Source organism: Sphingomonas soli NBRC 100801, assembly GCF_001591025.1.
GTDB classification, from domain to species: domain Bacteria; phylum Pseudomonadota; class Alphaproteobacteria; order Sphingomonadales; family Sphingomonadaceae; genus Sphingomonas; species Sphingomonas soli.
In genome coordinates, this window is the sequence record NZ_BCTZ01000001.1 from 150,375 (window position 1) to 167,268 (window position 16,894).

Annotated in this window: 17 protein-coding genes; 10 read left to right on the forward strand and 7 right to left on the reverse strand. The window is 65.7% G+C overall.

The features are described from left to right. Both SSO01S_RS00755 and SSO01S_RS00760 read right to left on the reverse strand, forming a co-directional pair. Entirely contained in the window at positions 1–348 is a 348-nt protein-coding gene (locus SSO01S_RS00755; RefSeq protein WP_066793693.1) for an MmcQ/YjbR family DNA-binding protein, read from the reverse strand. Then, on the reverse strand, positions 341–1,660 hold the full coding sequence (locus SSO01S_RS00760; RefSeq protein WP_066794227.1) for a replication-associated recombination protein A: 1,320 nt from the start codon (positions 1,658–1,660) through the stop codon (positions 341–343). Before SSO01S_RS00760 ends, SSO01S_RS00755 begins: the two co-directional genes overlap by 8 nt. Positions 1,661–1,879: 219 nt before the next feature. Here SSO01S_RS00760 and SSO01S_RS00765 point away from each other — a divergent pair, with 219 nt between their 5' ends. Next, the gene (locus SSO01S_RS00765) at positions 1,880–2,197 is read left to right on the forward strand and encodes a DUF2218 domain-containing protein (protein ID WP_066793695.1); all 318 of its coding nucleotides are present in this window, start codon (positions 1,880–1,882) and stop codon (positions 2,195–2,197) included. A 4-nt stretch (positions 2,198–2,201) separates the two neighbouring features. On the opposite strand, the gene chrA is transcribed toward SSO01S_RS00765, so the two are convergent. Further along, on the reverse strand, positions 2,202–3,386 hold the full coding sequence (chrA, locus tag SSO01S_RS00770; RefSeq protein ID WP_066793698.1) for a chromate efflux transporter: 1,185 nt from the start codon (positions 3,384–3,386) through the stop codon (positions 2,202–2,204). Between the two features lie 102 nt (positions 3,387–3,488). Beyond that, entirely contained in the window at positions 3,489–4,640 is a 1,152-nt protein-coding gene (locus SSO01S_RS00775) for a glycosyltransferase family 4 protein (protein ID WP_066793701.1), read from the reverse strand. A gap of 84 nt (positions 4,641–4,724) precedes the next feature. Between SSO01S_RS00775 and radA the strand changes: the two genes are divergently transcribed. The 6 genes from radA (at position 4,725) to SSO01S_RS00805 (ending at position 10,188) form a co-directional block, all read left to right on the forward strand. Further along, positions 4,725–6,092 carry a DNA repair protein RadA gene (gene radA, locus SSO01S_RS00780; RefSeq protein ID WP_066793704.1) on the forward strand — a complete coding sequence of 456 codons (1,368 nt, stop codon included), beginning with the start codon at positions 4,725–4,727 and terminating at the stop codon, positions 6,090–6,092. Positions 6,093–6,415: 323 nt separating this feature from the next. Continuing rightward, positions 6,416–6,973, forward strand: coding sequence for a lipocalin family protein (locus SSO01S_RS00785; RefSeq protein WP_066793707.1), 558 nt, complete (start codon positions 6,416–6,418; stop codon positions 6,971–6,973). A 33-nt stretch (positions 6,974–7,006) separates the two neighbouring features. Further along, entirely contained in the window at positions 7,007–7,573 is a 567-nt protein-coding gene (locus SSO01S_RS00790) for a CvpA family protein (protein ID WP_066793708.1), read from the forward strand. A 67-nt stretch (positions 7,574–7,640) separates the two neighbouring features. Next, a complete protein-coding gene (locus SSO01S_RS00795) occupies positions 7,641–8,060 on the forward strand; it encodes an iron-sulfur cluster assembly scaffold protein (RefSeq protein WP_066793709.1) in 420 nt (139 codons plus the stop codon). Then, positions 8,060–9,853, forward strand: coding sequence for a cation:proton antiporter domain-containing protein (locus SSO01S_RS00800; RefSeq protein WP_066793711.1), 1,794 nt, complete (start codon positions 8,060–8,062; stop codon positions 9,851–9,853). The genes SSO01S_RS00795 and SSO01S_RS00800 overlap by 1 nt, the downstream gene beginning before the upstream one ends. After that, positions 9,850–10,188, forward strand: a complete 339-nt coding sequence (locus SSO01S_RS00805) for a DUF423 domain-containing protein (protein WP_066793713.1) — start codon at positions 9,850–9,852, stop codon at positions 10,186–10,188. The genes SSO01S_RS00800 and SSO01S_RS00805 overlap by 4 nt, the downstream gene beginning before the upstream one ends. Positions 10,189–10,192: 4 nt before the next feature. On the opposite strand, the gene SSO01S_RS00810 is transcribed toward SSO01S_RS00805, so the two are convergent. The 3 genes from SSO01S_RS00810 to SSO01S_RS00820 form a co-directional block, all read right to left on the reverse strand. After that, positions 10,193–12,067: a M1 family metallopeptidase gene (locus SSO01S_RS00810; protein WP_066793716.1), complete on the reverse strand. Its 1,875-nt coding sequence runs from the start codon at positions 12,065–12,067 to the stop codon at positions 10,193–10,195. A gap of 251 nt (positions 12,068–12,318) precedes the next feature. After that, a complete protein-coding gene (gene aroB / locus SSO01S_RS00815) occupies positions 12,319–13,419 on the reverse strand; it encodes a 3-dehydroquinate synthase (protein WP_066793719.1) in 1,101 nt (366 codons plus the stop codon). Then, positions 13,416–13,955: a shikimate kinase gene (locus SSO01S_RS00820; RefSeq protein WP_066793722.1), complete on the reverse strand. Its 540-nt coding sequence runs from the start codon at positions 13,953–13,955 to the stop codon at positions 13,416–13,418. The genes aroB and SSO01S_RS00820 overlap by 4 nt, the downstream gene beginning before the upstream one ends. Before the next feature lie 86 nt (positions 13,956–14,041). On the opposite strand from SSO01S_RS00820, the gene SSO01S_RS17665 reads away from it, so the two are divergent. From SSO01S_RS17665 to SSO01S_RS00830, 3 genes are read left to right on the forward strand one after another with little or no spacing between them, the layout of a single operon-like run. After that, the gene (locus SSO01S_RS17665; protein ID WP_169798292.1) at positions 14,042–14,179 is read left to right on the forward strand and encodes a hypothetical protein; all 138 of its coding nucleotides are present in this window, start codon (positions 14,042–14,044) and stop codon (positions 14,177–14,179) included. A gap of 25 nt (positions 14,180–14,204) precedes the next feature. Then, positions 14,205–15,971 carry a hypothetical protein gene (locus SSO01S_RS00825; protein ID WP_245646538.1) on the forward strand — a complete coding sequence of 589 codons (1,767 nt, stop codon included), beginning with the start codon at positions 14,205–14,207 and terminating at the stop codon, positions 15,969–15,971. Then, positions 15,968–16,885: a tyrosine recombinase gene (locus tag SSO01S_RS00830; RefSeq protein WP_281178657.1), complete on the forward strand. Its 918-nt coding sequence runs from the start codon at positions 15,968–15,970 to the stop codon at positions 16,883–16,885. Before SSO01S_RS00825 ends, SSO01S_RS00830 begins: the two co-directional genes overlap by 4 nt. Positions 16,886–16,894 lie beyond the last annotated feature (9 nt).

Consider the following 16,894-nt stretch of genomic DNA (forward strand, 5'->3'; position numbering starts at 1 on the left):
TCACGGCCGCTCTTCCATCCCCGCTTCCACGCGCTGGGGCTTTTTCGCGCGGTCCCACCAGGCGCGCTGAATGTAGAGTTCGATGCGCTCGCGGCTCCCCGTGCCGTAGCGGACGAGGAGCATCGGGTAATTGGCGTAATGCGCGGTTTGCCAGAAGGTGTCGGGATCGGTTTCGAACAGCAGTTCCTTTTCCGGCTGGGTGACCATCAGGCCGAAACTGCCCGGCTCACGGCCGGGGGACATCAGGCCCTTGCCGTTAATCTTGGGACAGGGTGAGCCCCACCAGCTTTCCATCGCCACGCCGGGGAGGGTGAGGGCAAAAGCGCAGGCATCGTCCCAATCACCCATCGCGCAATTTCTTCCGCATCTCGTCCCACCACGCCATGCGCTCGGCGATGCGCTTTTCCACGCCGCGATCGGTGGGCGTGTAGAAGGTCTGGGGGGCCATCTCGTCGGGCCAGTAATTGTCGCCGGAAAAGCCGTGTTCGGTGTCCGGATCATATTGGTAGCCCTTGCCGTAGCCGATCTCCTTCATCAGCTTGGTGGGGGCGTTGAGGATGTTTTGCGGCGGCATCAGGCTGCCGGTTTCCTTCGCCGATTTCCACGCGGCCTTCTGCGCCTTGTAGGCGGAAACCGATTTGGGCGCGGTGGCGAGGTAGAGGCAGGCCTGCACGATCGCGAGCTCGCCTTCGGGGCTGCCGAGGAACTCATAGGTGTCCTTGGCGGCGATGCACTGGACCAGCGCATTGGGATCGGCGAGGCCGATATCCTCGACCGCCATGCGGACGAGGCGGCGGAGCACATAAAGCGGCTCCTCGCCAGCGGTGAGCATGCGGGCGAGATAATAGAGCGCCGCCTGGGGATCGCTGCCGCGCACCGATTTATGGAGCGCGGAGATGATGTTGTAATGCCCCTCGCGATCCTTGTCGTACACGGCGACGCGGCGCTGGAGGAAGCCGCCGAGCGATGCCGGATCGAGCGGCGCATCGAACTGCACCGAGAAGAGCGTCTCGGCCTGATTGAGCAGGAAACGCCCGTCGCCGTCCGCACTGGCGACAAAGGCGTCGCGCGCTTCGGGCGTGAGGGGGAGGGGCTTGCCCTCCAGTTCCTCGGCGCGATCGAGCAGCTTGCACAGCGCCTTGTGATCGAGCCGGTGAAGGATCAGCACCTGCGCGCGGCTGAGCAACGCGGCGTTGAGCTCAAAGCTGGGATTTTCGGTGGTCGCGCCGACGAGCGTGACGGTGCCGTCCTCGACGAAGGGGAGGAAGCCATCCTGCTGGGCGCGATTGAAGCGGTGGATTTCGTCCACGAACAATAGCGTCTTGCGGCCGGTGCGGGCGAATTCGCGCGCTTCGGCGAACACCTTCTTGAGATCGGCGACGCCCGAGAAGACCGCGCTGATCGAAACGAATCGCAGGCCCACCGCATCGGCGAGCAGGCGCGAGATCGTGGTCTTGCCGGTGCCGGGCGGCCCCCAAAAGATGATCGAGCTGAGCTTGCCCGCCGCGACCATGCGGCCAATCGCGCCTTCGGGGCCGGTCAGATGCTCCTGTCCGACAACCTGATCGAGAGATTGCGGGCGCAGGCGATCGGCGAGGGGGCCGCCCAGTGCTTCCTCGACAAGCGGTTCCTGTTCCTGGGGTCCGAAAAGATCAGCCATGTGGTGGCCAAGATAGGCGCTCGCCGCGCGTTCGTCATCCCGCGAAGGGGGCTTCAACGGTTGCGACGCTCTTTGCGCGGCTGGCGCATCTCGCAAAGCATCAGGTGTGCACCGCTGGCGTGGCCCCGATCGTCGATAAGGCGGCACAGAAGATCGAATGGCTCTGAAACGGAGACGGGCGGCGGTGCGTTGCGGCTGCCTGATACGGAAGGAACGACAATGAGGACGGTGACCGCAAGCACGTTGGTGCCCACCGGAAGCGCGAGCCGGTATCTCCAGCAATTGTGCAAACATTGGAGCCATAATCTGCAGGTCGACTTCAACGCGGACCACGGCACCGTCGTCTTCCCCCGGGATGCGCGCGGGGCCGATTGGCCGGGCGATGCCGTGGTGACGTTCAATGTCGCCGGGGCGGGGCTGGAGGTGCGGATCGACGCGTCGAGCGAAGGGCAGTTGGAGGGATTGAAGGGCGCGGTAGCCCGCCATCTCGATCGCTTTGCCTTTCGCGAGGCGCCCCTGAAGTTCGACTGGGCTTGAATCGTTAGCCGAAGGCAAGCCAGCCCGCGACCCCACCGGACAGGACAAGTGCCGGGGCGGCGTACTGGTTCTTCCAGCCAAGCGCGATCGCGAGCGCTACGGCGAAGAGCAGGGTCGCCAGGAACATCTGCTCGGTGCGCGCGGCCAGCGCGACGCCGAGATCGATGCACGTGGCCGCGATGATCCCCACCACTACCGCCGCGACACCGTCGAGGAGGCGGTGCAGCGAAGGATTGTCGATGACCCATTCGAGGCGCTCGAAGAAGAGCAGCGAGAATGCGAAGGCGGGGAGGAACATGCCCGTGGTGACGGCAAGCGCGCCGGGCAGACCGCCCGCCAGATAGCCCGCGAAGGTTCCGAAGATCACCAGCGGCGTTGGCAGCATTCCTGCGAGCGCGACGCCGTCGAGGAACGCGCCGTCCGAAAGCCAGCCTCGCCCGACGGTATCCGCGCGGACATAGGGTATCGCGGTATAGGCTCCGCCAAAGGTCAGCAGCCCGCCCTTGAGCCCCGCGAGGAACAGGAGGATCAACTGGACATCCCCGGCCGGCTGGGCTGCGATGTGGGCGGGCGTTCCGCTTTGCGCGAGATATCCGATCGCGGCGCAAGCGCCGACCGCAGCCGCTGCGATCACCGGGCGTGCCAACAGGGCGTAAGCCGCGCCGCCCGCCGCGAGCAGCACCCAGAAGGGTATCCCGGCAAGCGTCCCCGCAGCACCGGCCAGCGCGAGCACGATCAGGAAGATGTTGGGAAGCGCGTGGCGCGCGATGCGCCGGACCGCGCCCACGATGATCGCGATCACGAAGATCTGGATGCCGAGCAATATGCCGTCAAACCCGCTCTGCCCGGCAATGAAGCGCGTATAGGCGGCCGCGCAGGCGAGCATCAGCGCGAGGCCGGGGAGCATGAAGCCCAGTCCCGCGAGAAGGCCGCCGATCCGCCCCCGCGCGATCATCCCGAAATGCACGCATAATTCGTGCGCTTCGGGGCCGGGCAGGATCTGCATCACCGCGAGCAGCCGGTTGAACCGTGCGGGCGTCACCCATTTTTCTTCGTCAACCAGCGCCTGACGGATCATCGCGATCTGCGCGACAGGTCCACCGAAGGCCAGGCAGCCGAAGCGCAGGAATTTGAGGAACAGCGTCCACAGGCTCAGCACTGGAGGTCCGTTGGGACTTTCGGTTTCCATCGGCCGACTCCCTCCTCGCGTCGGGGAATATTGCCAGCTTGTTTCGGCTGAAACTGGAAAAGCTATGTGCTGGTAGCCGGGCTTTTCCGAGGCTGAGGGTGCTTATTCGCCCCGGCGCGCCATCACTTCGAGATAAGTATCGAGCACGGACTGGTTGATCGTGTCCCACACATAGGCCTTGGCCTTTTCATGGCCCGCATTGGATTGGGCGCGGTGGAGATCGCGATCATTGGCCAATCGGGCGATGGCCCCCGCATAGGCATCCACATCGCGCGCGCCGACCAGGAAGCCGGTGACGCCATCGTCGATCAGGTCCATCGCGCCGGTTGCATTGGCGGCGACCACGGGCACGCCGGCGGCCATGGATTCGAGCGTAACGTTGCCGAAGGTCTCAGTGACCGATGGATTGAACAGAACATCCATCGATGCGACGGCGCGGCCCAGATCGTCACCGCGCTGGAAACCGGCGAACACCGCCTTGGGTACGCGTTCGGCGAACCAATCGCGCGCGGGGCCGTCGCCGATCACGAGAACCCGGTGCTTCACCCCGTCCGCCTCCAGCTTGCGGCAAACATCGGCAAAGATATCGAGGCCCTTCTCAAGGACGAGGCGTCCGAGAAAGCCCACCGCGAATTCATCATCGGCGATGCCTAGTGAGCGTCGCCATTCGTTGCTGCGGCGATCGGGATTGAAGCGATCATGGTTCACGCCGCGCGCCCAGATGCGGATCGGCGTCTTCACGCCCCATTCGCGCAGGATATTTGCGGTGGAGTTGCCGGGTGTCACCACCTGCTCGACGCGATTGTAGAAGCGGGTGAGGAGCTTGATCAGCAGCGGGACCGTGAAGCCCAGATTGTAATAGGCCGGATAGGTCTCGAACCGGGTGTGGAGCGAGGCGACGCTGGCGATGCCGCGATCGCGCGCCCAGCTGACCGCGCGGTGCCCGAGCACTTCCGGTGCGGATACGTGGACGATATTGGGCTTGTACGCCTCCAGATCCGCTCGCGTTTCCGGCGGCAGGCGCCATGCAAAGCGATATTCGCCGCGCCCGCCCGGGATCGATGCCGAGGGCACGCTGACCAGATCGCCCGCCGGTTCGAAAGCGGGCGTATCGGTGGTGGGCGAGTAGATGCGAACCGTGACGCCTTGTCGCAGCAGGAACTCGACGAGCATGTTCAGCGCCTGGTTCGCGCCGTCACGGACATAATTATAGTTGCCGCTGAAAAGCGCGACGCGGAGGTCCGTGGGCTTCATGGACAGCGGCGATACCGCGAGGGCCGGGGCGCGTCCACACAAGTAGCACTTGTTCCCGGCTTGTTCCTGTATTAGCGCTGGGGAATGGCGAAACCCCGCAAGCGATATGTGTGTCAGGCGTGTGGCTCGGTAACCGCGCAATGGGCCGGGCAATGCGGCGATTGCGGCGATTGGAACACGCTGGTGGAGGAAGCAGGCGCAAACGTCACGCCGTTCCAGGCGAAGCATAACCTCCAATCCGGCGGGCGGGCGATCCAGCTTACCGGGCTGAACACCGATATCGCGCTGCCGGAGCGGATGGCGACCGGCATCGCCGAGCTGGATCGCGCGCTGGGCGGCGGTTTCGTGGAGGGATCGGCCACGCTGATCGGCGGCGATCCCGGAATCGGCAAATCAACCCTGCTGCTCCAGGCCGCGGCAAAGGTCGCGAACCGGGGCCTCAGGGTCGTCTATGTCTCGGGCGAAGAGGCGGGCGATCAGGTGCGGCTGCGTGCGCGCCGGCTTGGGCTGGGGCAGGCACCCGTCATGTTCGCGGCGGCGACTTCGGTGCGCGATATCCTGACCACGATGGGCGAAGGCGCTGCGCCCGCATTGCTCGTGATCGATTCGATCCAGACCATGCACAGCGACCTGATCGAAGGCGCGCCGGGCACGGTGAGCCAGGTGCGGGCGTCTGCGGGCGAGCTGATCCGCTTCGCCAAGGAGCGCGGCACCGCGGTGGTGCTCGTCGGGCATGTCACCAAGGACGGGAATATCGCGGGCCCGCGCGTGCTCGAGCACATGGTCGATACCGTGCTGGCGTTCGAAGGCGAGCGCAGCCATCAGTATCGCATCCTGCGCGCAGTGAAGAACCGCTTTGGCGGCACCGATGAGATCGGCGTGTTTGCGATGGAGAGCGAGGGGCTGAGCGAAGTCGCAAACCCTTCGTCGCTTTTCCTCACCCAGCGCGACGAAAGCGTGACGGGTACGGTTGTGTTTCCCGCACTCGAAGGCACGCGCCCGGTGCTGGTGGAGGTGCAGGCGCTGGTCGTGCGGCTGGCGAGTGGCGCGACGCCGCGGCGCGCGGTGGTCGGCTGGGATTCGTCGCGGCTTTCGATGATCCTCGCGGTGCTCGAAGCGCGGTGCGGGCTCAGCTTCTCCACCTGCGAAGTCTATCTGAACATCGCGGGCGGGTATCGGGTGCAGGATCCTGCGGCCGATCTTGCGGTGGCGGCGGCGCTGGTATCGGCACTGTCGGAGCGGCCGCTGGCCGCAGACGCGGTGGCATTCGGCGAGATCGCCTTGTCGGGCGAAGTGCGGCCAGTGGCGCATGGCGCGCTCCGCTGTCGCGAGGCGGGCAAGCTGGGCTTCGCCAAGGCGCTCGCCCCTGCAGCACAGGCGGACAAGGGCGGGCTGGCGCTGACGGGGTTCAAGAATCTCGGGGCGTTCGTGGATCATTTGTTGGGCCGGTAGTGCGTGCCGGACCTGTTCGTGGGGGAACGGTGCCGCGCGGGCTTCTCGACCGCAGAATTGTCACGAGCGGACTGTCGGCTAGCGACTCCCTTCCTGACCTTGAATCTCTGTCACCCCGGACTTGTTCCGGGGTCCACGAAGCCGCGAATTTTTTAGGCTGGAACCTCTTGTCCATCGAGTGCCGCCCTGTGGATCCCGGAACAAGTCCGGGATGACGGGTGTGAACGTGGGGAATGTCGCCGGTCGCCGCTCGGCGGCCCCCGGCGTAAGGCGGGGTGGCAGGGAGCATTGCAGTTCCTCGCCCGCCAACGCAAAGTGCCCACATGAAGCAATCGACCGTTTTGAAAATTCTTGGCGGCGTCACCGTCGCAGCCATTGGTGGCGCGTTTGCTTATTCGCGGGCCACGCGCCCTCCGATGATCAATGCCAAAGTGCCTGAGCCAGCCAAGCCGGTGGAGATCGAGCGCTATCTGGGGAAATGGTATGAACTGGCGCGGCACGAAAACCGGTTCGAGAAGGGGCTGGACGCGGTGACCGCCGAATATGCAACGGGGCCGGGCGGCAAGATCCAGATCACCAATGGCGGCTCGCAGGGCGGGCCGAAAGGCGAGCGCAGCTTTGTTGAGGGCAAGGCGATCATCGTCGACGACGAGACCAACGCCAAGCTCAAGGTCTCGTTCTTCGGACCCTTTTACACCGGCGATTACTGGGTGCTCGACCATGCCGATGATTATAGCTGGTCGATCGTCGGTGAGCCGGGCGGGCGCTATCTGTGGGTCCTCGCGCGTGAGGCGCATCCTGCCAATGCCGAAGCGATCATGAAACGGGTGGAGGAACTCGGCTATGATCGCTGGGCGCTAAGGGTGACGCGGCACGCCTGACGCGGTATCACCGCGTCGGGAGGGCCCTTTGTCATGACGCTTACCGGAATGGACATCATCGTGCTGCTCGCGATCGGCGGGGCGGGGGTGCTCGGCTTCCTGCGCGGCTTTGTCACCGAAGTGTTGGCGTTGCTCGCATGGGTGCTGGTGGTGCTGGCGATCAAGCTGTTCCATGCGCCACTGGCGGAGATGCTCGCAGACTTGGTGGGCACGGTTCAGGGCGCATCAGTGCTGGCCTTCGCGATCCTGGCGGGCGCGACCTATTTCGGCGGACGGCTGATCGCCAATTCGGTGGGATCGCGAACGCGGGACAGCTTCCTTGGACCGATCGACCGCGCGCTTGGGCTCGGCTTCGGCGCGCTAAAGGGGCTAATTCTGGTCAGCATGGCGTTCCTGCTGCTGGCGTTGATCTTCGATACGATGCGGGGCGGCCCGGCCAAACGGCCCGAATGGATCACGACCTCCATGACCTATCCGCTGCTCAACGCGACCAGCGCGGGCATCGCCGATGTGGTCGATCGTCGCCGCAAGGGACTTCCGGTGTTCGGCGAGGAAGAGGGCAACAAGGTGGGCAACGCCGCGGCGGGCAACTCCAACTAAGGTGTGGCCGTCTCGGTGGGGATTAGGGGATGCGCTTTCGCCGCTGATTCCCTAGATCGGAGGGGCAATGAACGCGCCGCTCTATAATGTGGAAATCCTGCGGCTGGCCGCGAGCCTGCCGTTTCAGGAGCGGCTGGCCGAGCCGATGGGCACGTCCGAGAAGCGCTCTGCGGTGTGTGGCAGCCGGGTGACGATCGATGTGAATTTGGCGGATGGACGGGTTAGCCAGCTAGGGCTGCTCGTTCGCGCCTGTGCGCTGGGCCAGGCCTCGGCGGGGATTCTGGCGGCGAATATCATCGGCCGCACGCCCGGTGAGATCGCGCAAGCCCGGGATGCGCTGACGGCGTGGCTGGCGGGTGAAGCGCCTGCGCCGGAATGGCCCGGGCTCGAAGTCTTTGCGCCCGCGCTGCCGCATCGGGGCCGTCATCCTTCGATCCGACTGGCGTTCGAGGCTGCTGCGGACGCCGCTGCACAGGCGGCGCGCTGATGGATCATAGCGAAGTCTCGCTGGTCCAGGACGCGGTTCCGCTGCTCGGCTTCGCTCTCCTTTTCGTACTGATCTTTCGCAAACTGGGGCTGGGCGCGACGCTGGGCTTCCTCGTCGCGGGCGCTTTGGTGGGGCCACAGGTTCTGGGGCTGGTAGGCGGTGCGGAAAGCAAAATGGGGATCGCCGAACTAGGCATTGCCCTGTTGCTGTTCCTCGTCGGATTGGAACTGAGCCCCGGCCGTTTGTGGCGAATGCGGCGCGACATTTTCGGACTGGGCCTGCTCCAGGTGGTTTTGTGTGGCGTAGCCGTGGCGGGAATCGTTTGGTTCGTGACGGGATCGACGCTGGCGGCGGCGCTGTCCCTGGGACTGCCGCTGGCGCTGTCATCGACCGCGCAGGTGCTTCCGATGCTGCAATCGGCGGGGCGCCTGCGGACGCCGTTTGGCGAGCGGGCCTTTGCAATCCTGTTATTCCAGGACCTTTCCATCGTCCCGCTGATCACGATCATCGCGGCGCTCTCGCGTAACCCGGCGGATATGAGCGGCCCGCCCGGCTGGCTGCTGGGGCTTTATACGTTCGGCGCGATTGTCGGCCTGATCCTGGCTGGGCGCTATCTGTTGCGGCCGTTGTTCAGGGTGATCGGCAATCTGGGCGAGCGCGAGATGTTCGTCTTCGCCGGACTGTTTACCGTGATTGCCGCTGCGGCGCTGATGGAGTCGCTGGGGCTGTCGCCAGCGCTAGGGGCATTCATCGCCGGCGTGATGCTGGCGGATTCGCCCTACCGGCACGAGCTCGAGGCCGATGTCGAGCCGTTCCGCACGATATTGCTCGGCCTGTTCTTCCTCGCAGTGGGCATGACGCTCGATCTCCATGCCATTGCGGATAGGCCCTTTTTCGTGGCGGGCATGGCGATCGCGCTGATCGTCACCAAGATGGCGATCATCATGGGGCTCGCGATGCTCTTCGGCGTGAAGCCCCGCCGCGCCTTTGCGCTGGGGCTCCTGCTGAGCCAGGGAGGCGAGTTCGGCTTCGTCCTGTTCGCCCAGGCGCAGAAGGCGCTCCTGATCGAAGCGGAAGCCGCGAGCGTGTTCGGTGCGATCATCACGCTTTCCATGGCGACGACGCCGTTCCTGATGATGATCACCCAGAAGTTGCGCGCTGAACCCGAGCGCAGCGCGGAAGGGCTGCAAGGGCCGCAGCACGATGGATCGAATGCGATCGTCGTGGGCTATGGCCGCTTTGGGCAGACCGTGGCGCAGATGCTGATCGGGCAGAACATCCCCGTCACGCTGATCGATACCGATGTCGAGATGATCGAGACTGCGGGCAGCTTCGGCATGAAGGTCTATTATGGCGACGGCACGCGAACCGACCTGCTTCGCCAGGCGGGGGCGGCGGATGCTGAGCTGATCCTGTTCTGTCAGGATGGTGACGGGCTCGATACCGAGATATTGGAAGGCATCCATCATGCGTTTCCCAACGCCAGCATCTTCGTGCGTGCGTATGACCGCCGATCGGTCATGAAGATGAAGGGCGCGCCGGTTGCGGGGATCGTTCGCGAGATGCTGGAAAGCGCAGTGCGCATGGCGCGTGAGGCAATGGAGGCGGTCGGCGTCGACGGCCAGGAGATCGACCGGACCGAAGCCGAGTATCGCAAGCGCGATTCGGCGCGGCTGAAGGAGCAGAAGGAAAGCGGCGACCTTCGCGCCGGGATCACGCGCATGTTCAGTCAGGACGCGCAGGCCAAGGCTGCCGCGAAGGCGGATGCCGAAGCGCAGGTCGTGAAGGAATGAGGCTGGTGACCGCGCTCGCCGCGCTATCGGGCGCGCTTGCAGTCGCGGCCGGGGCATTCGGCGCGCATGGCGCCGAGGGACAGGCGGTGGAGTGGCTCAAGACCGGCGGGCAATATCAGCTGGTTCATGCTGTCGCGGCGTTGATTGCGATCCGGATGGGCCAGCGCATCTCGCCCTGGCTATTCGTGGGCGGCGGCGGGGTGTTCGCAGGCACGCTCTATCTGATGGCGCTGGGGTTACCGCGTTGGCTGGGGGCGATCACACCGATCGGCGGGATAATGCTGATCGTGGGCTGGCTGTATCTGGCGATCGGTGCCGCGCGCGCTCGCGACTGAGCCGCTATTTCGCCACCAATTTCTCCACCCGGCCCGCGACATAGGGGTGATAGGTCGCTTTGGACTTGGCAAACAGGCGGATGGCGATCGGTTTGCCCCAATCGCCCTGCGCGATCAGCCCTTCATAGATCGGGAAGATCAGCAGCCCGCGCCCGACCGTGCCGGCGAACTTTTCGATCCCCGGAAGCGCGGGCTCATAGCGGTTGGCGATCGCCAGCACGGCCCAGGCAGAGCGGACATAGGCGTTGGTGGAAACCGACAGGCCAAGCGTCTCGTCCAGTTCCTTCAGGCGCTCAGGGCTTTGCTGGCGCGGCAGGCCGTTCAGGAAGCGGAGCCATTGCTGTGTGTTCCAACCCTTCGGGTTCACCGTCGAGACGGGCGCACCCTTGCTGATCGCGGCGAGCTTGGCATCGACCTGCGCCAGCGTCGCCGACTTCACATGCACCGCGTTGGCGGGCAGGCCGGGTTCATAGACCCAGCGGTCGAGCTGGAGCTTCGCCTCCAATGCCTTGTCGCCCTTGATCAGCCGCTTGCGGATGTCGGCGAGGAAGCCAGCGCTGGTCTGCGGCTGGAAGGCGTGGCGATCGAAATAAGAGCGCAGATAGGCATCGAAACGCTTGCGGCCGACCGCCACTTCGATCGTGCGCAGCATCGTCGAACCCTTGAAATAATCGAGTTGCCCCGCCGTCGCACCGGGATCGCCGTGAAGCCGCGTGGTGGGTCCATTATTCTCGGCCTTCAGATCGCGCTGAAGCCCATCCCAGTCGAGATCGGTGTAAAGCGCGGCGCGCTCCTTGCCATAGACCGCTTCCATGATGCGGCTCTCGAAATAGGTGGTGAAACCTTCGTTGAGCCACGAATCCGACCAGGTCGCGTTGGTGACCAGATTGCCCGACCAGCTATGCGCCAGCTCATGTGCGACGACATCGGTGTTCGAGCGATCACCGGTCACGATCGTGGGCGTCAGGAAGGTGAGGGTGGGGTTTTCCATTCCGCCATAAGGGAAGCTGGGGGGCAGGACGAGCATGTCGTACCGGCCCCAGCGATATGGGCCGTACAGCGCCTGCGCCGCGTCGATCATCTTCTCCACATCGCCCACTTCATGCGCGGCGGCATCGAGCATCGAGGGTTCGGACCAGACGCCCGAACGCGGCCCCGTCGCCTTGAAGGCGAGATCGCCCACCGCCAGCGCGATCAGATAGGGCGGCACCGGACGGTCCATCCGGAAGCGATAGGTGCGGCTGCCATCGGCGTTCGCCTGGCCTTTTTCGCCATCCAGCCGATCGCCGCTCATCACCGCGACCAGATCGCCCGGCACGGTAAGGGTGGCCGACCAGATCTGGCGGATGCCGGGCGAATCCTGCGTGGGGATCCAGCTGCGATTGTTGATCGGCTGGCCCTGGCTGAACAGATAGGGCTTGGCTTTGCCCGCGGTCTGCTCGGGCGCGAGCCACTGAAGCGCGCTCGCATCCGGCTTGGTGTTGTAGAGGATGCGGATGCGCTTCGTGCCGGGATTGAGCTGGATCGTCAGCGCGGAGCCAAGGCCCTGCTCGGTCTCGCGCGGGCCGATCTGGTACGCAAGGGCGGGGCCATCCAGTTCGGAGACCGTCTGCACGTCGATATTGTCCACATCGAGCACGATCTCGCTGGCGCCCGGCGCGGCGAGCACATCGAGCACCGCGCTGCCCGCCAGCGTCTGGCTGGCGAAATCGACGCGGAGATCGAGCGCGACATGGGTCACGCGGGCGATCTCCGGGCGGGCGTGGGTCCACACGTCCTTCGCCTCGGGCGTGGTGAGGATCGGGGCGATGCCGGGCGCGGTCTGAGCGAGGGCAGGAGTGGCGACGAACGCGGCGAGCGCGATAGCAAGGATACGCATGGCGACTGGCCTATGACGATTGGCGATGAACGGCAACTGACGGACGGACCGGCCCAAAGGTGACACTAAGGTGACACCAAGAACGCGCTTCCCGGCCGCGAATGTTCCCAATGTTCGCAGTGACGAGGGGGTTCCGGCCAGCGATTTCAAAGAGCTGCCGACAATGCCGACCGGCTGAGCCAAGCAGGTGAAATCCTACATTGCAAGCGCGAATCTGGTGGGCGCGACGAAGCTGTGCCGGGGTAAGGCGCTCAGCGCGGCTGGGCGTCGAGGAAAGCGGTGACGTCGGCGAGATCGACGGTCTTGTCGAGGAAGGTCTGGCCGATTCCCCGCGTGAGCAGGAAGGGCAGGGTGCCGCCTGCCATCTTCTTGTCGTGCAGCATGTGCTCGACCAGCGTAGCGCCGCTGGCGGTGATGCCCGCTGCTTTCAGTCCATCGGGCAGGCCAACGGCGCGGAGATGCGCCGCGACGCGCTCCGCATCCTGGGTCGGGCACAGGCCGAGCCGTGCCGAATAGGCATAGGCCAGCGCCATGCCGGCGGCGACGCCTTCGCCGTGGAGCAGCTTGTCTGAAAAGCCGGTTTCGGCCTCAAGCGCATGGCCGAAGGTGTGGCCCAGATTGAGCAGCGCGCGCTTGCCCGTCGTCTCGCGCTCGTCCTGGCCGACGATGCGGGCCTTGGCAGCGACCGAGTGCGCGATGGCGTGTTCGCGTGCCTGCGGGTCGCCTGCCAGAAGCGCCCCGGCATTCGCCTCGCACCATTCGAAAAAGGCGAAGTCGTCGATCAGGCCGTATTTCACGACCTCCGCATAGCCCGCGCGCACCTCGCGCCGGGGCAGCGTATCGAGCAGTGCGGGATCGATCAGGACCAGCGCGGGCTGATAGAAAGCGCCGACGAGGTTCTTGCCCGCTGCCGAATTGATCGCCGTCTTGCCGCCGACCGAACTATCGACCTGGCTGAGCAAGGTGGTGGGGAACTGGACGAAGTTGCAGCCGCGCTTGAGGATGCTGGCGGCGAAGCCGGTGAGATCGCCGATCACGCCGCCGCCAAAGGCGATGATATGATCGCTGCGTTCGACCCCCAGCGCGATCAGCCAATCGGTGACGCGCTCGAGATTGGCCCAGTTCTTGGTCGCTTCGCCCGCGGGCAGCACAAGCGCCTCGCTGGCAATGCCGACGGCGCGCAGGCTCGCCTGCAGCACCGGCAGATGCGGCTTGAGATTCTGATCGGTGACGATCGGCATCGGCCGGCCATTGGCGAGATGCGCCAGCGCGGGCCCGGCACGTTCGAGCAGATTGGCCTCGATGCGGATGTCATAGCTGCGATCGCCCAGCGCGACGGGTACGATAGTCACTGGTGTAATGCTTCCAGAATGGCATCGACGGTGGCGTCATGCGGGGCGGCAATGCTTTCGACGCGGATCGGTGCGAGCGCGTAGAACGGGTTACGGATCTGTGCGAGCTCGGTGAGCACCTCCAGCGGGTCGCGGTCTCGCAGCAGGGGACGCGTGTCGCGGCGGCGGACGCGATCGGCGAGCACTTCGGGCTCGGCGTCGAGCCAGATGGTGATCGCCTGATCGAGGATCAGCGCGCGGGTCGCCTCGTTGATGAACGCGCCGCCGCCGGTTGCGATCACCTTGGGCGTGCCATCGACAAGCCGGGCGATGACGCGGCGCTCGCCATCTCGGAAATAGGGCTCGCCGAAGCGCTCGAAGATATCGGCCACCGTCATGCCCGCAGCCGCTTCGATCTCGTGATCGGCATCGACGAAAGGCAGCCGCATGCGCTGCGCAAGGCGGCGGCCCACGGTCGTCTTGCCCGCGCCCATCAGCCCTACGAGGACGATTGGCTTCCCGCCCCAGCGGTGTCTACGTTCGCTTGTTTGCAGCATCGTTGCGGGGGCTATACAGCTTGGGGGGCAGTCGGGCAAAAGGCTCGGGCATTGATTTTCCGCATTCACTTTTGACAGGCCTTTTCATGTCGCGTTCGCTGATAGCGTTGATCGTCGTTCTCGTGGTGCTGGTGGGTGGCTTGTTCCTCCTCGCCGGGCGCAGCTCGGTCAAGGAGCCGACGCGGATGGAGAAGGTGGTTCCGCTTGATAACCTCGCCAAGTAAGCGTTCGCGAATCCTGCTGGGGGCAGTGCTGCTGGCCGGCGCGGGGGTTCCCGCGCTGGTGCAGGGCCAGTCGCAATCGCAGTCCCGGTCGCAGGATGCGCCCGAATCGCTGCTACCGCCGGGTTTTGACGATCCGGCGCCAGCGCCTGCGCCGGCCCCCGTGGCAACGCGCGCGGCCGATCCGGCGCGCCCCGCCGACACCGCCGCAACGCCGCTCGCCGTGGATCCGCTGGGCAATGAGAGCATCGCGGCGGTGCCCGAGACGCTGGGGCCGGTCGATCTCACGCGATACGAGTTGCCCGAATACGCCAAGCATTCGCTCAACAAGGTTGGCGTTGTCGCCTGGGGCAACGCGCCCTTCCCAGCGAAGGGGATGGGCAGTGCGGACGGGCGCTACCTGGATACGCTGCTCAAGCGGCTGAACGCGCCGGTTGCGTCGCGATGGGTCTCGATCGCGCTGCGGCGCGCGCTGATGTCGCCGCTTGCCACGCCCAAGAATATCAACGGTGCCGATTTCGCCGCGAGCCGCGCCTGGGTGCTGCTGCGAATGGGCGAGGCGAATGCCGCGCGCGCGGTGATCAACGATGTCGATGCCGCGAATTACACCACCTCGCTCTATCAGGTGGCGATGCAATCGTCGCTGGCGAGCGGCGATCCGGCGGGCATGTGCGGCATCGCCGACGGCGGCGCGAAGGTTATAAAAGACCGAAGCTGGGCGCTGGCCAAGGCGATGTGCGCCGGGCTGGCGGGGAAGCCCAACGAAGCCGGACAACTGCTTTCGCAGGCCCGCCGCGGCACGAGCGCGAGCGATATCGACAATCTGCTGGCCGAAAAGGTGCTCGGTTCGGGCGCGCAGGGGCGGCGCGCGGTTACGCTGGAATGGCAGGGGGTGAACGCGCTGACCGCCTGGCGCTTCGGCCTTGCGACCGCGATGGGCGAGCAGGTGCCTGGGGCGCTTTATGCCACGGCGGGGCCGCAGGTTCGCTACTGGCAGGCGTTGTCGCCTTCGCTTCCGCCGGCGTCGCGCGCAGCCGCAGCCGAGCTGGCGGCGAGCGCAGGCGTGTTTTCAAGCGCCGGGCTGATCGACCTTTATTCGGAAATCGCACAGGATCCCGACGCGAGCGGCACCGCCGAAGAGGCGATCGCGCGCGATCTGCGCACCGCTTATATCGACGGCGACGTCGCCGATCGCGTGGCGGCGATCCACAAGCTCTGGGATCAGGCCAGGACGCCGCGCACCGCTTACGCCCGGCTGATCCTGACCGCGCGGGCCGCATCGTGGATTCCGGTTTCGAGCAATGTCGATGCGCCCGAGAAGCTGATCGCTTCGATGCTGAGCGCGGGTATGGAAGGCCCGGCGCTCGAATGGCGCAACGCGGTCAAGCGCGGGAGCGAAGGCTGGGCGTTGCTGACGCTCGCCGATACCAGCGAGGCCAGCGTCTCCTATGGCGATTTCGATGTGTTCAGCGATGTGGCGGGACGGCGCAAGGGGCAGTTGATGCTTGCCGGGCTGGCCGGACTGGGCCGTCTGGAAGCGGCGGACGCGCGGCGTGGGGCGGCGGCGCTCGACGTGCCGATCGGCGCGGTCAACAGCTGGACGAAGGCGATCGACGCGGCGGGACAACGCGGCGATTCGGCGCTGGTCGCGCTGCTGGCGGCCGTGGGCATGCAATCGCGTAGCTGGGATTATGTGACACCTGAGGCGCTGTTTCACATCGTCGCGGCGATGAAGGCCGCAGGCATGGGCAATTATGCGCGGATGATCGCCATCGAGGCGATCAGCCGGGCTTGAGCCGGGCCAGCGACCAGGCGCTGATCGAGCGCTTCCTGGAGATGATGCAGGCCGAAGCAGGCGCGGCGGGCAACACCATTGCCGCGTACGGCACGGATTTGCGGATGGCATCCGAGGCGCTGGACGGCGGCCTGGGAGATGCGGGGCGGGCCGAGCTGGAGAGACTGGCCGGCGAATGGCAGGCGCTCGCCCGGGCAAGCGTCGCGCGCAAATCTGCGGCGCTCAGGCGCTTCTTCGCGTTCCTGGCCGATGAGGGTCTGCGTCGCGATGATCCCGCTGGCGCCTTGCCCCGGCCCGGATCGGGGCGGTCGCTGCCCAAGGTGCTGAGCGCGGACGATGTCGAGCGGATGTTTGCGGCGATCACCGCGCGCATCGCTCGTGAACCCAAGGATCCCAACGACTTGCGTCTCTCCGCGCTGGTGGAATTGCTCTACGGTTCGGGGTTGCGGGCGACCGAGCTGGTTTCGCTGCCGCGAAACGCCGTCGCGCCGGATCGGCCTTATCTGATCCTCAGGGGCAAGGGCGGCAAGGAACGGCTCGTGCCGATCTCCGACCGGGCCCGTGCGGCGGTGGCGGCGTGGCGCGAACATGTGAGCAGCGACCGGGCATGGCTCTTCCCCTCGGGCAAGGGGCACCTCTCGCGCGTGCGGCTGTACCAGCTCGTCAAGGCGCTGGCGGCGGAAGCGGGAATCCCGCCCGATCGGGTGAGCCCGCACGTGCTGCGCCACGCCTTCGCCACCCACTTGCTGGAAGGCGGCGCAGACCTGCGCGCGCTGCAGGCGATGCTGGGCCATGCCGATATCGCGACGACCGAGATCTACACCCATGTCGACAGCAAAAGGCTGGTCGATCTGGTCAATGAGCGCCACCCTTTGGGCGAAGCGCTCGTTGACGTTACGAAGCGGCGGGACTAGCTCGCACAG

Bases quoted from the DNA above. Each gene is read 5' to 3' on its own strand.
- SSO01S_RS00755 (WP_066793693.1), bottom strand. From the start codon at position 348: ATGGGTGATTGGGACGATGCCTGCGCTTTTGCCCTCACCCTCCCCGGC.
- SSO01S_RS00760 (WP_066794227.1), bottom strand. From the start codon at position 1,660: ATGGCTGATCTTTTCGGACCCCAGGAACAGGAACCGCTTGTCGAGGAA.
- SSO01S_RS00765 (WP_066793695.1), top strand. From the start codon at position 1,880: ATGAGGACGGTGACCGCAAGCACGTTGGTGCCCACCGGAAGCGCGAGC.
- chrA (WP_066793698.1), bottom strand. From the start codon at position 3,386: ATGGAAACCGAAAGTCCCAACGGACCTCCAGTGCTGAGCCTGTGGACG.
- SSO01S_RS00775 (WP_066793701.1), bottom strand. From the start codon at position 4,640: ATGAAGCCCACGGACCTCCGCGTCGCGCTTTTCAGCGGCAACTATAAT.
- radA (WP_066793704.1), top strand. From the start codon at position 4,725: ATGGCGAAACCCCGCAAGCGATATGTGTGTCAGGCGTGTGGCTCGGTA.
- SSO01S_RS00785 (WP_066793707.1), top strand. From the start codon at position 6,416: ATGAAGCAATCGACCGTTTTGAAAATTCTTGGCGGCGTCACCGTCGCA.
- SSO01S_RS00790 (WP_066793708.1), top strand. From the start codon at position 7,007: ATGACGCTTACCGGAATGGACATCATCGTGCTGCTCGCGATCGGCGGG.
- SSO01S_RS00795 (WP_066793709.1), top strand. From the start codon at position 7,641: ATGAACGCGCCGCTCTATAATGTGGAAATCCTGCGGCTGGCCGCGAGC.
- SSO01S_RS00800 (WP_066793711.1), top strand. From the start codon at position 8,060: ATGGATCATAGCGAAGTCTCGCTGGTCCAGGACGCGGTTCCGCTGCTC.
- SSO01S_RS00805 (WP_066793713.1), top strand. From the start codon at position 9,850: ATGAGGCTGGTGACCGCGCTCGCCGCGCTATCGGGCGCGCTTGCAGTC.
- SSO01S_RS00810 (WP_066793716.1), bottom strand. From the start codon at position 12,067: ATGCGTATCCTTGCTATCGCGCTCGCCGCGTTCGTCGCCACTCCTGCC.
- SSO01S_RS00820 (WP_066793722.1), bottom strand. From the start codon at position 13,955: ATGCTGCAAACAAGCGAACGTAGACACCGCTGGGGCGGGAAGCCAATC.
- SSO01S_RS17665 (WP_169798292.1), top strand. From the start codon at position 14,042: ATGTCGCGTTCGCTGATAGCGTTGATCGTCGTTCTCGTGGTGCTGGTG.